Here is a 15,744-nt window from a genome sequence, read left to right as displayed (position 1 = left end):
CCAGGAGAGATGCCTGAGACAGCGTCCAGGTGAAACCGGGAAAATTTCTTAGTTTTGCGCGTCTCGGCAGCAAAAGGTGAGGCGCGTCACGCTTCGCGCGGTGCCTGCGCGTGCAAAAACGGCAGCAACAGCAGGGCGGAGATGCCCGCCGCGATGGCGATCACCGCGAAGAACCCGCTCCAGTGCCAGACGTCGATCACCCGCGCCAGCGGCCAGCCGGAGAGCGATGCGCCAAGGTAGGCAAACAGCCCGACAAAGCCCGTCGCCGCGCCTGCCGCCTCTTTGTGGGAACACTCCGCCGCCGCCATGCCGATCAGCATCTGCGGGCCAAAGACGAAAAAACCGATGGTGAAGAAGCACGCCGCCTGCATCACGTAGCTGGCGAACGGCATCAGCCACAGCGAGCCGACGGAGAGTAAGATCCCGGCAGCAAAGATCAGGTTCATCGGCCCGCGGTTACCGTTGAACAGCTTGTCCGAGCCCCAGCCCGCCACCAGCGCGCCGATAAACCCGCCCAGCTCGAACATCGTCACCGCCGAGTTGGCGGTCACCAGGTCCACGCCGAGCGTCTCGGACATGTACAGGTTGCCCCAGTCGTTGATGGCCGCACGCACCACGTAGACCAGCACGTAGCAGAGCGACAGCAGCCAGATGTACGGGTTTTTCAGCACGTATTTGGTGAGGATCTCCTGGCGGGACAGCCCGGCGCCTTCCTGCTGCTGGGCGATCTCCATCTCGTCGTGCCGCCAGTCGCCCACCGGTGGAAGGCCGACGGTTTGCGGCCTGTCGCGCAGGCGCCAGCAGAGGAACAGTCCGGCGACAATCGCGAGGCCACCGGCAATCATCATCCCCGCGCGCCAGCCGTAGTGCAGCGCCGCCGCGCCGACCACCATCGGGATCAGCGCCCCGCCGACGTTATGCGCGGTATTCCATATCGCCCACCAGCCGCCGCGCTCGTTGCGTGAGTACCAGGCGGTGAGCAGGCGGGCGCAGACCGGCGCGCCCCAGCCCTGGAAAAAGGCGTTCAGCGCCCACAGCAGGGCAAAGGCCCACAGCGAGGTGGAGAAGCCAAACAGGATGTTCACCACCCCGGTGGCGATCAGCCCGACGCCCATAAAATAACGCGCGTTGGAGCGGTCGCTGACGATGCCGGAGAAGAACTTCGACAGGCCGTAGGTGATGTAAAACAGCGTCGCCAGCAGGCCGATATCGGTGCGCGTCATCACGCCGCTGGCGAGGATTTCCGGTGCGGCGGCGTTGAAGCTTTTGCGGGTGAAATAGAACAGCGCGTAGCCGAGCCAGATGGTAATCAGGATATGGCGACGCCAGTAGCGGTAGCGGGAGTCGATTTCCGCTTTGTTGCTTAGCGGGGCGGCGCTGGCGGGGGTTTTAAACATGGTGCGTCCTTAACGGCAAACTGACGCTGACGCGCGTCCCGTGGGTGCAGGAGATGTTCAGCGTGCCGCCCAGCGCCTTTACGCGCTCGCGCATGCCCGCAAGACCAAACCCCTGCTGGCCGGAGCCCGGCGGCAGGCCGCAGCCGTCGTCTTCAATCACCAGCATCAGGCGCTCGTCCTGCTGCCAGCCCTGGATCGTTACCGCGCTGGCGCTGGCGTGTTTGACGATGTTGTTCAGCCCTTCCTGGCAGACGCGGAAAAGGGTCACGCGCTGGCCTTCGCTCAGCACAGGTTCGTTAATGCGCCAGTCGAGATGGCTGACAATCCCGCGGCTCTCCAGCTCCATCTCGCGCATCAGAGAGCGTATTGCCTGCTCGAGCGAAAGATCGTCAAGCTGGCGCGGGCGCAGCCGCCCTAACAGGCGACGAACGGAATCATAGACGCCCAGCGAAAGCTGTTCGATATGCGCCCCGCCCTGCTTCACGCCCGCGTTTTCTGCCGCCAGGCGCTGAACAATGCCCGCCTGGGTGCGGATGGCGGTGATGGTCTGGCCGATGTCATCGTGCAGCTCGCGAGCAACCTCCTGGCGCACGCTCTCTTCCGTCTCCAGCAGACGCTCCGCCAGACGGCGGTTGCGCGCCAGCTCGGCTTGCAGAGACTGGTTCAGCTCGCGCAGGCGCTGTATGCCCGCGCCGAGCAGCAGCCCGGTCAGGCTCTGGGCCAGCAGCGAGAGCAGCAGATCTACCGGGTGATCGTGCCAGGTCTGGCTGGCAATCAGCGCGATGGCGTTCATCAGCGTGGCGATCAATGCGCCCTGCCAGCCGTAATGCCAGGCAAGGGCGATGATCGGCAGCGCCAGACAAAACGGCGTAAAGCGTGATAATTCAGCGGGCAGACCAAGCTGCAACCACAGGCTCACCACAAACAGCAGCAGATACCAGATCAGGTGCCGGGCGCGCCAGTTCACCGGCTGGGAGACCAGCGCCGGGCCGAGCGGCTGCCAGACGGTGCTGGTAAGGTAATGCCAGATCACAAGGCAGGTCGGGGCCAGCGTCAGGCCGCCGGTGAGGGTCAGCAGCAGGGCGTTGAGCCCCTCCTTTTCACCCACCCACGGCAGGGACTGCAACAGCGCGGCGGCAATCAGCGCCGCACCCTGACGCAGCAGCGTGCGCCAGTCGCGCTGGTGACGGTAGCGGGAAATCAGGGCGACCGGGATAAGCGTGAGCAGGCTTCCGGTCATCAATAAAGGCAGATGCGCCAACGCCACTTCCTGCGCCAGCCAGATCAGCATCAGCCACTCTGCGCCCAGCAGCACCGGCCAGTAGCCGCGCGGGCATTGCAGCATTAGCCCCAGCCGCAGGCCAAAGGGGAACAGCAGCACCGCCAGCTCCGGGCGCTCGACAAGATGCAGGCTGATACTCCACAGACAGAACCACGCGGCGGAGAAGATGAAAAAGCTGGCAACAACGGCGATCAGCCGCGAAAACAGGGAGTTCATTGCCAGCTGTCAAACATACGGCGCGCCAGCTCGACATCGTTACTGACGTTGAGTTTTTCCATCAGGTTGGCGCGATGAACGTGAACGGTCTTTGGCGACAGCCCCAGCTCTACGGCAATCTCTTTCACCGACATGCCCTGGGCAAGTTTCTCTGCCACCTGGCGCTCGCGTCTGGTGAGCGGATCCTGCCGTCCCGCCGCCAGCTTGATGGCAATATCCGGCGTCAGGTAGCAGCCGCCGGTGGAGACGGTACGCACGGCGGCAATCAGCTCGTCCGGGCTACAGCGTTTAGAGAGAAACCCGCGCGCCCCCGCGTTGAGCGCCTGCTCGACCAGCGCCGGGCTGTCGTGGACCGAGAGCATGATCGTCGCCATCCCTTTCGGCAGCTGGCTTAACAGCTCCAGCCCGGAGAGGTCCGGCATTGAGATATCGCAGATACAGACCTGCACCCCGCGTCCCGGCAGGCCCGCCAGCGCCTCGCGTCCTGAGCCAAACTCGGCCACGACCTGAAAATCCGGTTCGAGGTTTAAAAGCTGGGCAAAGCCGGAGCGAACGATAAGGTGGTCGTCGATAAGGGCGATGGTGGTCATGGTTTGATCCTGATGCGTGAACGCGCCGGATGGCGGCGCAAACGCCTTATCCGGCCTACGTGTAACGTCCTTGCAGGCCGGATAAGCGCAGCGCCATCCGGCAAAAGCCTCTTACCTTAAGTGATTTACTCAAAAAACACCGCAATTTTGTTAAACATGGTGGAATCGGACTGGTTGCGTGCCACTTTGGTGACGTCCTCCAGCTTGTCGATCTGCGCCATCATCTGCTCCAGACGCTGGTCGTCGTTCACCAGTAGCCAGATGCGGCTGTGCTCGCTGCCCTGAATCGGCAGGCACAGAATGCCTTCCACGTTAAACGCCCGACGGGCAAAGAGCCCACAGACGTGGGTCATGACGCCTGGGTGGTTGCGGACGGTGAGTTCCAGAATGACGTTATCACATTGTTTCTGCATGGCTTATTCCCCCACCATCTCAGTATTTGCCGCACCCGGCGGCACCATCGGATACACTTTTTGTTCAGGGTCGATACGCACGTGGATCAGCGCCGGGCCAGGGCGAGAAATCGCATCCTGCAACGCCGCGTGGGCATCTTCTTCGGCGTTCAGATCGCAGGTGTGCAGGCCAAAACCATCGGCAATCTGCATGAAGTTGATCATCCCCGGATAGGTCGCCGCAAACACGCCCTGCTTGTAGAACAGGCTCTGCTGCTGGTGCACCAGGCCCAGCGCCTCGTTGTTCATCAGAATGATTTTAACGTCTAACTGGTTTTCGGCCGCCGTCGCCATCTCCTGAATATTCATCATCAGGCTGCCGTCACCGGAGAAGCAGATCACCTTGCGGTCCGGGTTGGCGAGCGCCGCGCCAACCGCTGCTGGCAGGCCGAAGCCCATGGTGCCAAGGCCGCCGGAGGTCAGCCACTGGCGCGGGCGGTTCAGCGGATACGCCTGAGCGGTCCACATCTGATGCTGGCCGACGTCGGTGGTGATAATCGCGCTGTCATCCACGCAGGCGGCGACGGCGTTGATAAGACCATAGTGGCTCAGCGGGTCGCCCTCGGTTGGGATAGCGCCCGGGAACTCCCGTTGCAGATCGGCCACCAGCTGGCGCCAGTCGGCGCGGTCGGTTGCCTCCGTCTGCGGGATCAGCTGCGCCAGCACCTCGGCCACGTCGCCCTGGATCGCCACGTGCGGCTGCTTGATTTTACCCAGCTCGGCGCGGTCGATATCCACGTGAATGATTTTGGCGTTCGGGCAGAACTGCTCGGTTTTGCCAATCGCCCGGTCATCAAAACGCGCCCCCATAACTATCAGCAAATCCGCCTCTTGCAGGATGTAGTTGGTGCTGCGCGCGCCGTGCATGCCCAGCATGCCGAGAGAGAGCGGGTGCGCTTTTGGCAGCATACCCAGCGCCATCAGGGTCATGGTGGTGGGCAAATTAGCTTTTTCAGCGAACTGGCGGATTTCATCCGCGACGTTGATCGTCCCGCCGCCCAGATAGAGCACCGGGCGTTTGGCGGCGTTGATCATCGCCGCCGCATCGCGCACGCTCTCAGCGCTGAATTCTGGCGCGGGGGCACGGTCACCCGGCTCCGGCAGAACGTCGATCTCAATTTCTGCGGTCTGGACATCCTTAGGAATGTCTATCCACACCGGGCCCGGGCGGCCAGACTGCGCAATGCGGAACGCATCGCTGATAACTTGAGGCAGATCGCTGATATCGCGAACTAAATAGTTATGTTTGGTGATGGGGATAGAGATGCCGTAGGTGTCGACTTCCTGGAACGCATCGGTGCCGATCATTGAGGACGGCACCTGGCCGGTAATGCAGATCAGCGGAATAGAGTCGAGACGCGCGTCGGCGATGGCGGTCACCAGGTTAGTGGCGCCCGGCCCGCTACAGGCCATACAGACCGCCGGTTTACCCTGGGTACGCGCCATGCCCTGGGCGATAAAGCCTGCGCCCTGCTCGTGGCGCGCCAGCACGTGGCGGATCTGTGTGCTTTGGCTTAACGCATCATACAGCGGCAGTACGGTCCCACCCGGGATGCCCGCAACGGTGGTGATGCCCTGTCGTTCCAGTAAATGAACAATCAGCTGCGCGCCTGTAAAACGCGTCTTTGTGGATGTTGTGCCCGAACTTGCCATGCTCCAGTCCTTTTCTTCTGAGCCAGCCTTCCGGGGAGGGTCCTAAACGAAAAACCCCGCCCGGTTTGCGCCGGCGGGGTTTTGGATTCGTGTGTTGATCCAGTCCCTACGGCGCATTGCCGACGACCACCACCACACGCACGACGACCACTGCGGCAGGTTGCGCAGTTTTTAGTAGGGTCGAAGTGAAGATGGATGAAGTCATTGGGGACCTGTGTTTGGAATCATTGATTGAATTTATACAAACACAGGTTTTCGGATGTGACAATGGAAATATTTTCATCTGCGCAAAAATGCGTCAGGGATCACGTTTCAGTACGTTGCTCGCTCATTCCAGGTGTCACTATAGATGACATTGCCGTCGCAATGCTTCCAGGTGATTTTCTCGTAGCGTATGAGAACCGTTTCAAGGTGGGTTCCGGTGTTTGCGCCGGGATACAGGTCTGGTGTGATTGAGGTTATTTTCACATTCTCCAGGAAGATATTAAAATACTCCTGTTCAAAACCCGCCTCATTAATCTGATACATCTTAATAGTGGCTGACTTGAGCGTTCTTCCCGTACTCAATGCGCGAAAGAGAAGCGGGGTTACACGATCAAATTCTTTTTGAAACATGATGGGCATGTGTATACGCGTACCCGTCAATTTCCCGGTATTCCCGTCGACCGGGACGTTGACATTATGAGTGAACGTTTTAAGTTCAATTGCACCTTCACGCCCTGACACAAGGCAAGGGCCAACCATGGGAGAACCATTTTCATCTGTTAAAAACAAATAAGCTGGGTTTGACATAAAAATCCTTTTAATAACATTTAATCGTATTTATCAAAGTGGCCAAAAATCATCGGGTGAACAATAATAAACACAACGATAGCAATGAATGTTAGTAAGACCCAGTGGTCAGGTACCAACCACAGGAACAAAGAGGCGCACGCAAAAATATAAACAGGGAATAAAATATCCGTTAATAGAATTGATAACAGACTTTTAAACATGCTCCTTGCCCTTTAAGTCTTTATAAATTGCATCGAAATCCTTATAGAATCCCAACTGCACCTTCTTAATGAGTTCAGACAGGAAAGGCTCAAAAAAGTAGTAAAGCATCTCCAGTTGTGCAGCATAGAGGGTGGCGTAATACTTAGGGTCCAATGTTTTCAGGCGACGAGCAGCAAGAGCGCACTTCTGTTCCGTTCCAATCAATTGAAGCGCCATGACTACGTTAGGTACGCGGCGTGCAAGCCGTTCGACGACGATTTCAGACAGCAGGCCAGATTCGGAAAGGGATTTGGCCAGACCCCATGCTATCGCTAAACGCGCGGCCTTGCTGGTCGGTATGTTATTAACAAGCCCGGTTACTTTTGAATCCGTCTTACGAACGCGATTGTTTTCATTTCCATTTTCAGAATCGGAAATAACACTTTCAAAATAAAGATATAGCATGTGTGCTATTACATCGCGATAACGGTAAAGCGAGAGAATTGAGAGGTACATTCTCTTTTCTTCTGAGAGAAGCTCGTCACACACATCGTGATAGATGGGGATTAAGCATGATGAGTACCAACTTACACGCTCAATTCCTGAGTAAATATCAGAGCCGATCCCCTGTAATGCTTTCCATGTCCCTGCTACGCCCTGCTGTCCATAAATAGCCAACTGCCTGTCGCTTTGGAACTTCATCTTTAAATAATCAGATGCCTGCATAATGTATCCATACTATGCGCGTGGTTATAGATAGTACAATGAAAAATCGAATAATTCAAATTAAGGAGGGTTAACCCCGCAAATATTTAAGAAAAATATAAATTAGTTCATTATTATTTACTGCAATTATAGTCGATACCATTTTTTCACTTTCAGAAGAGTATTGATGTCTGGAATGAGTTTATGTATTGAGAGACGTAAACTTGTATAAGTGGCCTAGAACCAGAACCACTGCTTATTAGAACTTATTAAATTAATCATTGAATCATACTGCATGCCAGCCGCACCCATTGCCAATAAGTCAACAAGCACCTTTTCTGGGCTGCCCTGAAAACAAAAAACCCCGCCTAAGCGAGGTTTTTATCAGGGTTTTGCGGTTGGTTGCCGCAGAACACACTGTGTTACGTCAACGCGAAAAGTATACGCGATCGAAGACGAACGCGCAATTCCGGCACGGATTTTGACGTTTTTGAGTATGGATCGCCTTCCAAATTTTGTCCATAAAATACTGTTCATGCATGGGTCTTCCCCGGTCATGGTGGGAAGGCTCAGAACGCCATATTCAGCTTTCCGTAGTGGAACATCACCCCCAGTTTAAAGCGCTCCCGGTTTCGGTATCCCCTGGCTTTTATCCTCAGCAGCCTGATCTTGCTGTTAAGTGCCTCCGCATTTCCGTTTGAGACACTGTGTCGCATCGCATTCAGGATCCCGTACAGCCTTTTTCCTATCGTTTTCGCGGCATTTTTCATCATGGGAACGTCACTGTTAGCCGCCAGCGCCAACCATCTCTGCCAGTCACTCCGTCTTTCCTCGCTCCATGGCCTGTTCCAGATATCCTTTGCCAGCTCTTTCAGCGCCCAGCACTGGCTCGTCAGCTTCATCTGTGCACGCAGCCACATCAGCTTTTCCTGCCGGGATTCGGTCATCCACTTATCGCTGTACTGCCACAGGAAGCGGGTTCCTTTTGCCTGGTGTCGGCTTTCAACAGGGAGGTGCGGATGTTCATTCTGACGGGTTTTATCAACTACCTCGCCCAGTTGCTTCGCCACATGGAAGCGGTCAAAGGCGATTTTCTCAACCGCACTGGGTAAGTGGATACGCGCTGCTCTTATATAGCCCGCGTTCATGTCCATTGAGAGCGTTTTGATAGCCAGCAACTGCCCATCAGTGAGCGTGCGAAGATAGCCGGCAAGACTCTCTGTGCCGCGATCATCCGTTAAGGCCAGCGCCCGACCATCGCGATCGGAGATCACCGTTATGTAACGATGTCCTTTTTTAAAGGCGACCTCATCCACATTCATATGACGGGCGGATAATGGCTTTTTTATCCGGGCAAGACCTCGCTTAACTGCCCGGGTCATAATGCCGTCAACCGCATTCCAACTGAGCTTAAGTTGCTTCCTGACAGCATCAACGGTGCTGATTTTCAGCCATGAGAGAACGAACGATTCGAATAGCAACGTATACCGGCTTCCGGGGCCAGCCCACGGAACAGGCAACGTCAGGCAGCCATGCTCCGGACACATAATTCGTGGAACATCGGCTTCAACAATAGTGGTGAACTGGCAGGTATCAAGATGGCGCCATTTACGATGACGGTGATCGTGAACAGAACAGGATTTACCGCAGGTCGGACAGGCTAGCCGGGTGTTTTCAGCGATCTCAATAGTGACAGTAACAGAACCGGCATTTTCATCGAGAGAAAGGGACTTTACCTGCCACGGATCGGACAGGTTGAGAATATGAGCGTAGAGGGACTTTTCATCCATGGCGGTGACCTCTGGCGATTAAATACACCATTATCATGCCTTCAGCCACCACAACAAGGGAAGACCCTCATGCATACAGTATTTATCTATACTGAGGGTGTTCGCAGTGAGCGAGGGGGCCGCAGTTTACCGGCGCAACAAAGTCCTGGCTGAAACGGGTGGTGCCGTCAGTGCCTTAACCCCTGAAGTGAGCACACTGTGTTACGTCAATCCAGGTGCTGGCCACAGGCGGCGGAAAGGTACGCCAGCATCGTGCTCCTTTTAACCAAAAGGAGACGCGTATGAGCGTCGTGGATATGGTCATACTTGTCCTCAAACTCATTGTTGCTGTATTGCAACTGCTTGATGCTGTCCTGAAATACGTTCGGTGATTCAGGTTCAAGTCGCACCTGAGAGGGGCGGGCAACCGCCCCTCTTTAATAACGAGGGAATGCTATGTCGCGTCTGTTAATTGAGCCCGTCACGCCCGATGAACCCGGGTATATCGCCCTGAAGGCGGAGAGTATCGCGTTGAATTTCAATATGCTGCGCAGGCTGGAAGAGAACTGGCAGCGGGGTGAAAACCGCTTTAACGCGCCGGGTGAAAAACTGCTGGGGGCGTTTCTTAACGGCAGGCTGGTGGGCGTGTGCGGCCTTAATCGCGATCCGTTCAGCCAGCAGCCGCGCGCCGGACGTATTCGTCATCTCTACGTCAGCGAAAAGTGCCGTGGGCAGGGCATAGGCAAACAGCTTTTGACCGTGGTGATGGCGGATGCCAGCATCTGGTTTGATTTTCTTAATACCCATGCGCCGGAAACCGCGTACGGATTTTACCATCGGGCGGGCTTCAGGCTGGTGTCAGACGAACCCCGGGTGACGCACCGCCTTTTTTGCGCAGTGTAAGCGGCTGGCAGCATCGACGGGTGAATGTTACAGTTGGATGACATTTCACCAACCGATACGCCATGACCATCACCGTTTTCTGCATTTTACTGTTCGCCGCACTGCTGCATGCCAGCTGGAACGCCATCGTTAAAGCCGGAACGGATAAACTCTACTCGGCGATCGGAGTCAGCGGTTCAGCCGCGCTTATTGCCCTGATTTTACTGCCCTTCTCTCCTCAGCCAACTGCCGCAAGCTGGCCATATTTGTTCGTCTCCTGTGCGTTACAGGTGGTGTACACCGTGCTGGTAGCGAAGACCTATCAGGTCTCCGACATGAGCCAGACCTACCCCCTTATGCGCGGGACGGCCCCTCTGCTGGTGGCGCTGATCAGCGTATTGGTGCTCGGGGATCATCTCTCCTGGCTTGCCTGGTCCGGCATTGGGGTCATTTGTCTGTCGATTCTGGCCATGGCGATGAACGGCCGCATGCAGTCACGCAAGGGGATCTGGCTGGCGCTGCTGAACGCCTGTTTTATCGCCGGGTATACCCTGGTGGACGGCACCGGTGTGCGACTCTCGGACACTGCGCTGGGCTATACGCTCTGGACCTTCTTCATGAACGGTTTCTGCCTGCTGAGCTGGGCAATGGTGGCGCGGCGTCGCGAAGCGTCCAGCTACCTGCGCCTGCACTGGAAAAAAGGGCTGCTCGGCGGTGTCGGGACGATGGGATCTTACGGTCTGGCACTCTGGGCGATGACCCAGGCACCGCTGGCTGTGGTCGCGGCACTGCGTGAAACCTCTATTCTCTTCGGCGCATTAATCGCATTTGTGCTTTTAAAAGAGAAGGTTGCCGGCCTGCGCATCGCGGCGGCACTGGGTATTGCTGCCGGTGCGGTCCTGCTGCGCCTGGCGTAATTCGCTGGCAACATTAGTTGCCGATCTTGTTTACAAATCCTGCCTTCACGCCTTCTGTCATTCATCACAGTAATGCTTAAATTGTCATCTCTCTGTGGTAGATTCCTCGCGCATTTATGGGAATGCGTAGTCACTTATTCTTTATTTATCTCTTTTGGCAAAAGTATTCAGCGACATGAAAAAGCAACGGAACGTGAACTTATTGTTGATGCTGGTGTTACTGGTGGCCGTCGGGCAGATGGCACAAACCATCTACATTCCGGCGATTGCCGATATGGCAAAAGATCTGAGCGTCCGCGAAGGTGCAGTCCAGAGCGTGATGGCAGCCTATCTGCTGACCTATGGCGTTTCACAGCTGGTTTATGGTCCCCTGTCCGATCGCGTCGGGCGTCGTCCGGTCATTCTGGTGGGCATGAGCATTTTCATGGTAGCAACGGTGATTGCCATTACCACGCACAGCCTGACCGTCCTGATTGCCGCCAGCGCCCTCCAGGGCGTGGGCACCGGCGTTGGCGGGGTTATGGCGCGTACCCTGCCGCGTGATATGTACCAGGGCACACAGCTTCGTCACGCCAACAGTCTGTTAAATATGGGTATTCTGGTCAGCCCGCTACTGGCCCCGCTGATTGGGGGTCTGCTGGACACCGTCTGGTCCTGGCGCGCCTGTTACGCCTTCCTGCTGGTGCTGTGCATTATTGTCACCTTCAGCATGGCGCGCTGGATGCCGGAAACCCGCCCAAAAGACGCGCCGCGCACGAAGCTCATCGCCAGCTACAAAACGCTGTTCGGTAATGGGTGCTTTACCTGTTATCTGTTGATGCTAATCGGCGGCCTGGCGGGCATTGCGGTGTTTGAAGCCTGTTCCGGCGTGCTGCTGGGCGCAGGCCTTGGCCTGAGCAGCATGGTGGTGAGTATTCTGTTTATTCTGCCGATCCCAGCGGCGTTCTTCGGCGCATGGTTCGCCGGACGTCCGAACAAGCGTTTCTCCACGCTGATGTGGCAGTCGGTGATCAGCTGTCTGCTGGCCGGGCTGATGATGTGGATCCCGGGGCTGTTTTACGTGATGTCGGTCTGGACGTTGCTCATCCCGGCGGCGCTGTTCTTCTTCGGCGCGGGCATGCTGTTTCCCCTCGCCACCAGCGGCGCGATGGAGCCGTTCCCGTTCCTCGCAGGCACGGCAGGCGCGCTGGTGGGCGGTTTGCAGAACATCGGTTCCGGCGCGCTGGCCTGGCTTTCGGCTATGATGCCGCAGACCGGGCAGGCGAGTTTAGGCTTGCTGATGACCCTGATGGGGCTGCTGATTTTGCTGTGCTGGCTGCCGCTGGCGTCGCGTGTCTCGCATCACGAACAGCCGGTTTAACCGCATGATGGCCCGGCTTCTCGCCGGGCTTTTCACAGACGGGCGCAATCATCGCCTGCAATAGCCGCTCTGGGGCAGGCCGCCACGCCCCCTCTTCCCCGTCATAAAACTGAACATCGGCGTTTATCGCATACGGGATGTTGGCCTGTTGCAGCTCGCACGCCATAAACGTGGCAAACGCCATCTGCGAGGCGGTTGGCGTCAGGCTTTTCGATTCGCCCACGCCCCAGCCGCCAACCCAGCTCACGTGCCCGGTTTTTTGCTGCCAGTGCAGCGCGGCGTTGATTCGGTTACGTATAGCCGCTTTCTCAGCCGCGGTTCCGGACGTCCACGGGTATTTGCCGTTCGTTTTCAGCGGACCCCAGGGGAAAATATGCCACTCCGCCAGCAGGTAATTCTGGCTGTGCGCGGGCAGCTTCAGGCTGGATAAATCCTCCGGCGCGGCGCGCAGACGAGGGGCGATAAAAATCATGCGGCTGGCATCAATGGCGTGAATGTCTTTGATCGCTTTCTCATACACCCGGTTGAGCGAAGCAACGTTGTGGTTGAGCTTGTCCGCCGGTTCGTAGATCAGGTCAAAGCCCAGCAACGGCGAGCGCTGACCAAAATAGTGCGCCACGGCAATCCACCAGTTAATCACCTCTTTTTCGGTATCCGCTTTCGGGTCGTTTTTATATTCATCGGCCTGATAAGCGATGATGGGGATGACGCCGTATTGCTCGCAGGCCTCCACCAGCTTACGCAGGTGAATCAGCCGCGCTTCCGTCGGTTCGCCCGCCACCCGAATACGGACATGGTGTATGCCTTTCGCCTGAAAATCACGGACCACCAGCGGGTCGAACTCGCGGATACCGCGCTCGGTGCGTGCCCAGTCGACATCCATTCCGACGCCCAGCATCTGCGCGTAACGGGCAGCCGTCAGCGGCGGCTCAGCGGCAATCGCCCAGCCGGAAGAGAGTAAGATCGCAGTGGCAATAAAAGGCTTTAACACGGTTTACCCTGGATAAATCAAAAGCATTACCTGTATTTAGCACGCTTTTTCACATTTGGTGTAGAGCGAAAGCGTAATAATTCTTCAACCCGCCAGTTCTCTTAGCCAGCCGATAAAGGCGTCAATTTTCGGCCACTGACGGCCGGGAAGCGTTGAGACGTAATAATGCTGATGGCACTTGAGAGTTTTCCCATCAAAGGGTGCGATCAACTCCCCTCGTTCGAGACGTTTTTGCACCAGCCGCTTTCTCCCCATCGCCACCCCCACATTATTCATGGCCGCGATAATGGCTAAATCAGAGCGATCGAAGCCAATACCCGATGATAACGGCATATTCGCCGCGTAATGCTGCGCCCAGCTCAGCCACTCATCCGTACCGGAATCATTGCTCCAGGCCTGACGGTCGTGCAGTAACGTGCAGTGGCTGAGGTTATGGGGGTTTTTCAGCAGTTCATGCTCCCGGGCATACGCCGGCGAGCAGACGGGCAAAATCTCTTCATCCATCAAAAAGTGATGAGAAAGGTGGTTTGGCGGCGTATCGTCGAAATAGAGCGCCAGATCGATGCCGGTTCGCTGCATGTTGACGTAATCATTACCAGTCAGAATAGTAAGTGAAATCGACGGGTAGCGGCGGGTAAAATCCCCCAGCATCGGCACCAGCCAGCACTGGGCGATCGACGGCCGGGAGTACACCGTTAGCGTACCTGACAGCGCCTGGTTTTTAATATCCAGGATCTCCTGATTCAGGGTGTCGAGGGACGATTTCAGCGTCCAGTAAACGCGCTTGCCTTCCTGCGTCAGCTCCACTTTACGGTGTGAGCGGACAAACAGCTGAATGCCCAGCTCCTCTTCCAGCAGGTTTATGCGGTGGCTCACCGCGCTGGGGCTGAGCGACAGCTCCGCCGCCGCCAGCGCGAAGGACTCATGCCGGGCGGCCACTTCAAAGGTGTACATTTTCGACAGCTGCCAGCCGTTTAAAAGCCGGTTTCTGCCTTCATTCGCATCGGTCATCACAATTCCCACACGTAATTTCTGCGTTCAGCATACCGCTCAAGAATGAATTTATGTGAACCTAATACGAGTTAAGTGCGCTTTTTAGAACACAGTCACTCAGTTGATCCAATCTGGCTCATCTGAACGCCAATTTATATCGTTTGTCAGCCCACGCCGTTTTTTCGTCCAATACCCCCAGATGACATAAGGGTGAGGTGAGATATGGGATCTCAGGTCTGGGTTGTGGCAACGCTGCTTGTCAGCATCGTATTGATTGTTTTAACCATCGTAAAACTGAAGTTTCACCCGTTCCTCGCGCTGCTGCTGGCAAGCTTTTTCGTCGGCGCGATGATGGGGATGAGCCCGCTGGATATGGTGAACGCCATTGAGAGCGGGATTGGCGGTACGCTGGGCTTCCTGGCGGCGGTTATCGGTCTTGGCACTATTCTCGGCAAAATGATGGAAGTCTCCGGCGCGGCAGAGCGCATCGGGATTACGTTGCAGCGCTGCCGCTGGCTGTCGGCGGACGTGATTATGGTCCTGGTCGGCCTGATCTGCGGCATTACGCTGTTTGTGGAAGTGGGCGTGGTACTGCTGATCCCGCTGGCGTTTTCCATCGCCAAAAAGACCAACACGTCGCTGCTCAAGCTGGCCATTCCGCTCTGTACCGCACTAATGGCAGTGCACTGCGTGGTGCCTCCGCATCCGGCCGCGCTGTTTGTCACCAATAAATTAGGGGCGGACGTCGGGACGGTGATTGTCTACGGTCTGATGGTGGGCCTGATGGCGTCTCTGGTTGGCGGCCCGCTGTTCCTGAAGCTGCTCGGCGATCGTCTGCCCTATAAGCCGGTTCCGGCGGAATTTTCAGACCTGAAGGTGCGGGAAGAACACACGCTGCCGTCGCTGAGCGCCACGCTGTTCACCGTGCTGCTGCCGATTGCCCTGATGCTGGTGAAAACCATTGCCGAGCTGAACATGGCAAAAGAAGGCTCGCTGTATACCCTGCTGGAGTTTATCGGCAACCCCATCACCGCGATGTTTATCGCCGTGTTTTTTGCCTACTACCTGCTGGGGATCCGCCAGCACATGGGCATGGGCGCAATGCTGACCCATACGGAGCACGGCTTTGGCTCTATCGCCAACATTTTGCTGATTATCGGTGCGGGCGGCGCGTTCAACGCCATCCTTAAAACCAGCGGTCTGGCGGAGACGCTGGCGCATATTCTCTCGAACCTGCATATGCACCCTATCCTTCTCGCCTGGCTGGTGGCACTGGTGCTGCACGCCGCCGTGGGTTCGGCAACGGTAGCGATGATGGGTGCCACGGCGATAGTGGCGCCGATCCTGCCGCTCTACCCGAACGTAAGCCCGGAGATCATCACCATTGCCATCGGGTCCGGCGCTATTGGCTGCACGATCGTGACCGATTCTCTCTTCTGGCTGGTGAAGCAATACTGCGGCGCGACCCTGAACCAGACCTTCAAATACTATACGACGGCGACGTTTATCGCCTCGGTGCTTGCACTTGGCGGCACATTCCTGCTTTCTTTCATTATCTGAGC

15 protein-coding genes and 1 pseudogene are annotated in these 15,744 nt (G+C 56.7%); 5 read left to right on the top strand and 11 right to left on the bottom strand.

Features of this window, described 5'->3' with window-relative positions; translation table 11 throughout:
* Positions 1-86 precede the first annotated feature (86 nt).
* The 9 genes from ACQG0T_RS00195 to ACQG0T_RS00155 all read right to left on the bottom strand — a co-directional run bounded on the left by ACQG0T_RS00195 (position 87) and on the right by ACQG0T_RS00155 (position 9,060).
* The gene (locus ACQG0T_RS00195) at positions 87-1,397 is read right to left on the bottom strand and encodes an MFS transporter (RefSeq protein WP_039269389.1); all 1,311 of its coding nucleotides are present in this window, start codon (positions 1,395-1,397) and stop codon (positions 87-89) included.
* On the bottom strand, positions 1,390-2,895 hold the full coding sequence (gene uhpB / locus ACQG0T_RS00190; protein ID WP_047726318.1) for a signal transduction histidine-protein kinase/phosphatase UhpB: 1,506 nt from the start codon (positions 2,893-2,895) through the stop codon (positions 1,390-1,392). Before uhpB ends, ACQG0T_RS00195 begins: the two co-directional genes overlap by 8 nt.
* Entirely contained in the window at positions 2,892-3,485 is a 594-nt protein-coding gene (gene uhpA / locus ACQG0T_RS00185) for a transcriptional regulator UhpA (protein WP_003861054.1), read from the bottom strand. The genes uhpB and uhpA overlap by 4 nt, the downstream gene beginning before the upstream one ends.
* A 125-nt stretch (positions 3,486-3,610) precedes the next feature.
* On the bottom strand, positions 3,611-3,898 hold the full coding sequence (ilvN, locus tag ACQG0T_RS00180; protein ID WP_271040498.1) for an acetolactate synthase small subunit: 288 nt from the start codon (positions 3,896-3,898) through the stop codon (positions 3,611-3,613).
* A gap of 3 nt (positions 3,899-3,901) precedes the next feature.
* Positions 3,902-5,590: an acetolactate synthase large subunit gene (gene ilvB / locus ACQG0T_RS00175; protein ID WP_426723734.1), complete on the bottom strand. Its 1,689-nt coding sequence runs from the start codon at positions 5,588-5,590 to the stop codon at positions 3,902-3,904.
* Between the two features lie 106 nt (positions 5,591-5,696).
* Positions 5,697-5,795: an ilvB operon leader peptide IvbL gene (gene ivbL / locus ACQG0T_RS00170; protein ID WP_057979964.1), complete on the bottom strand. Its 99-nt coding sequence runs from the start codon at positions 5,793-5,795 to the stop codon at positions 5,697-5,699.
* A gap of 107 nt (positions 5,796-5,902) precedes the next feature.
* On the bottom strand, positions 5,903-6,382 hold the full coding sequence (locus tag ACQG0T_RS00165) for an Hcp family type VI secretion system effector (RefSeq protein WP_032668901.1): 480 nt from the start codon (positions 6,380-6,382) through the stop codon (positions 5,903-5,905).
* Between the two features lie 195 nt (positions 6,383-6,577).
* Positions 6,578-7,291 (bottom strand): hypothetical protein, encoded by a 714-nt coding sequence (locus ACQG0T_RS00160; protein ID WP_271040496.1) that lies wholly within the window; start codon positions 7,289-7,291, stop codon positions 6,578-6,580.
* Positions 7,292-7,839: 548 nt separating this feature from the next.
* Positions 7,840-9,060 (bottom strand): ISL3-like element ISKox3 family transposase, encoded by a 1,221-nt coding sequence (locus ACQG0T_RS00155; RefSeq protein WP_000343760.1) that lies wholly within the window; start codon positions 9,058-9,060, stop codon positions 7,840-7,842.
* 281 nt (positions 9,061-9,341) lie between these two features.
* Between ACQG0T_RS00155 and tisB the strand changes: the two genes are divergently transcribed.
* The 4 genes from tisB to emrD all read left to right on the top strand — a co-directional run bounded on the left by tisB (position 9,342) and on the right by emrD (position 12,198).
* Positions 9,342-9,431 carry a type I toxin-antitoxin system toxin TisB gene (tisB, locus tag ACQG0T_RS00150; RefSeq protein ID WP_017383683.1) on the top strand — a complete coding sequence of 30 codons (90 nt, stop codon included), beginning with the start codon at positions 9,342-9,344 and terminating at the stop codon, positions 9,429-9,431.
* A gap of 64 nt (positions 9,432-9,495) precedes the next feature.
* Positions 9,496-9,942 carry a GNAT family N-acetyltransferase gene (locus ACQG0T_RS00145; protein WP_003861064.1) on the top strand — a complete coding sequence of 149 codons (447 nt, stop codon included), beginning with the start codon at positions 9,496-9,498 and terminating at the stop codon, positions 9,940-9,942.
* Between the two features lie 62 nt (positions 9,943-10,004).
* A complete protein-coding gene (locus tag ACQG0T_RS00140; protein WP_015570117.1) occupies positions 10,005-10,838 on the top strand; it encodes a DMT family transporter in 834 nt (277 codons plus the stop codon).
* A 175-nt stretch (positions 10,839-11,013) separates the two neighbouring features.
* Positions 11,014-12,198, top strand: coding sequence for a multidrug efflux MFS transporter EmrD (gene emrD, locus ACQG0T_RS00135; RefSeq protein ID WP_271040495.1), 1,185 nt, complete (start codon positions 11,014-11,016; stop codon positions 12,196-12,198).
* On the opposite strand, the pseudogene ACQG0T_RS00130 reads toward emrD, so the two are convergent.
* Both ACQG0T_RS00130 and dsdC read right to left on the bottom strand, forming a co-directional pair.
* A pseudogene (locus ACQG0T_RS00130) lies at positions 12,104-13,189 on the bottom strand (cellulase family glycosylhydrolase); the annotation flags it as partial. The gene emrD and the pseudogene ACQG0T_RS00130 overlap by 95 nt on opposite strands.
* An 84-nt stretch (positions 13,190-13,273) precedes the next feature.
* A complete protein-coding gene (dsdC, locus tag ACQG0T_RS00125) occupies positions 13,274-14,200 on the bottom strand; it encodes a DNA-binding transcriptional regulator DsdC (RefSeq protein WP_023302824.1) in 927 nt (308 codons plus the stop codon).
* Positions 14,201-14,404: 204 nt separating this feature from the next.
* On the opposite strand from dsdC, the gene dsdX reads away from it, so the two are divergent.
* The gene (dsdX, locus tag ACQG0T_RS00120) at positions 14,405-15,742 is read left to right on the top strand and encodes a D-serine transporter DsdX (RefSeq protein ID WP_103269858.1); all 1,338 of its coding nucleotides are present in this window, start codon (positions 14,405-14,407) and stop codon (positions 15,740-15,742) included.
* Positions 15,743-15,744: the final 2 nt, after the last annotated feature.

Source organism: Enterobacter cloacae complex sp. 302F9 (genome assembly GCF_050030335.1).
Classification (GTDB): domain Bacteria; phylum Pseudomonadota; class Gammaproteobacteria; order Enterobacterales; family Enterobacteriaceae; genus Enterobacter; species Enterobacter hormaechei_C.
The sequence above is the reverse complement of the archived record's forward strand: the minus strand, read 5'-3'. Positions and strand labels throughout refer to the sequence as shown.

What these genes read in the sequence shown, in the direction of transcription:
- uhpB (WP_047726318.1), bottom strand. Translation starts at nt 2,895, where the DNA reads ATGAACTCCCTGTTTTCGCGGCTGATCGCCGTTGTTGCCAGCTTTTTC.
- ivbL (WP_057979964.1), bottom strand. Translation starts at nt 5,795, where the DNA reads ATGACTTCATCCATCTTCACTTCGACCCTACTAAAAACTGCGCAACCT.
- ilvB (WP_426723734.1), bottom strand. Translation starts at nt 5,590, where the DNA reads ATGGCAAGTTCGGGCACAACATCCACAAAGACGCGTTTTACAGGCGCG.
- uhpA (WP_003861054.1), bottom strand. Translation starts at nt 3,485, where the DNA reads ATGACCACCATCGCCCTTATCGACGACCACCTTATCGTTCGCTCCGGC.
- ACQG0T_RS00145 (WP_003861064.1), top strand. Translation starts at nt 9,496, where the DNA reads ATGTCGCGTCTGTTAATTGAGCCCGTCACGCCCGATGAACCCGGGTAT.
- ACQG0T_RS00140 (WP_015570117.1), top strand. Translation starts at nt 10,005, where the DNA reads ATGACCATCACCGTTTTCTGCATTTTACTGTTCGCCGCACTGCTGCAT.
- ACQG0T_RS00165 (WP_032668901.1), bottom strand. Translation starts at nt 6,382, where the DNA reads ATGTCAAACCCAGCTTATTTGTTTTTAACAGATGAAAATGGTTCTCCC.
- ACQG0T_RS00160 (WP_271040496.1), bottom strand. Translation starts at nt 7,291, where the DNA reads ATGCAGGCATCTGATTATTTAAAGATGAAGTTCCAAAGCGACAGGCAG.
- ACQG0T_RS00155 (WP_000343760.1), bottom strand. Translation starts at nt 9,060, where the DNA reads ATGGATGAAAAGTCCCTCTACGCTCATATTCTCAACCTGTCCGATCCG.
- emrD (WP_271040495.1), top strand. Translation starts at nt 11,014, where the DNA reads ATGAAAAAGCAACGGAACGTGAACTTATTGTTGATGCTGGTGTTACTG.
- tisB (WP_017383683.1), top strand. Translation starts at nt 9,342, where the DNA reads ATGAGCGTCGTGGATATGGTCATACTTGTCCTCAAACTCATTGTTGCT.
- ilvN (WP_271040498.1), bottom strand. Translation starts at nt 3,898, where the DNA reads ATGCAGAAACAATGTGATAACGTCATTCTGGAACTCACCGTCCGCAAC.
- ACQG0T_RS00195 (WP_039269389.1), bottom strand. Translation starts at nt 1,397, where the DNA reads ATGTTTAAAACCCCCGCCAGCGCCGCCCCGCTAAGCAACAAAGCGGAA.
- dsdX (WP_103269858.1), top strand. Translation starts at nt 14,405, where the DNA reads ATGGGATCTCAGGTCTGGGTTGTGGCAACGCTGCTTGTCAGCATCGTA.
- dsdC (WP_023302824.1), bottom strand. Translation starts at nt 14,200, where the DNA reads ATGACCGATGCGAATGAAGGCAGAAACCGGCTTTTAAACGGCTGGCAG.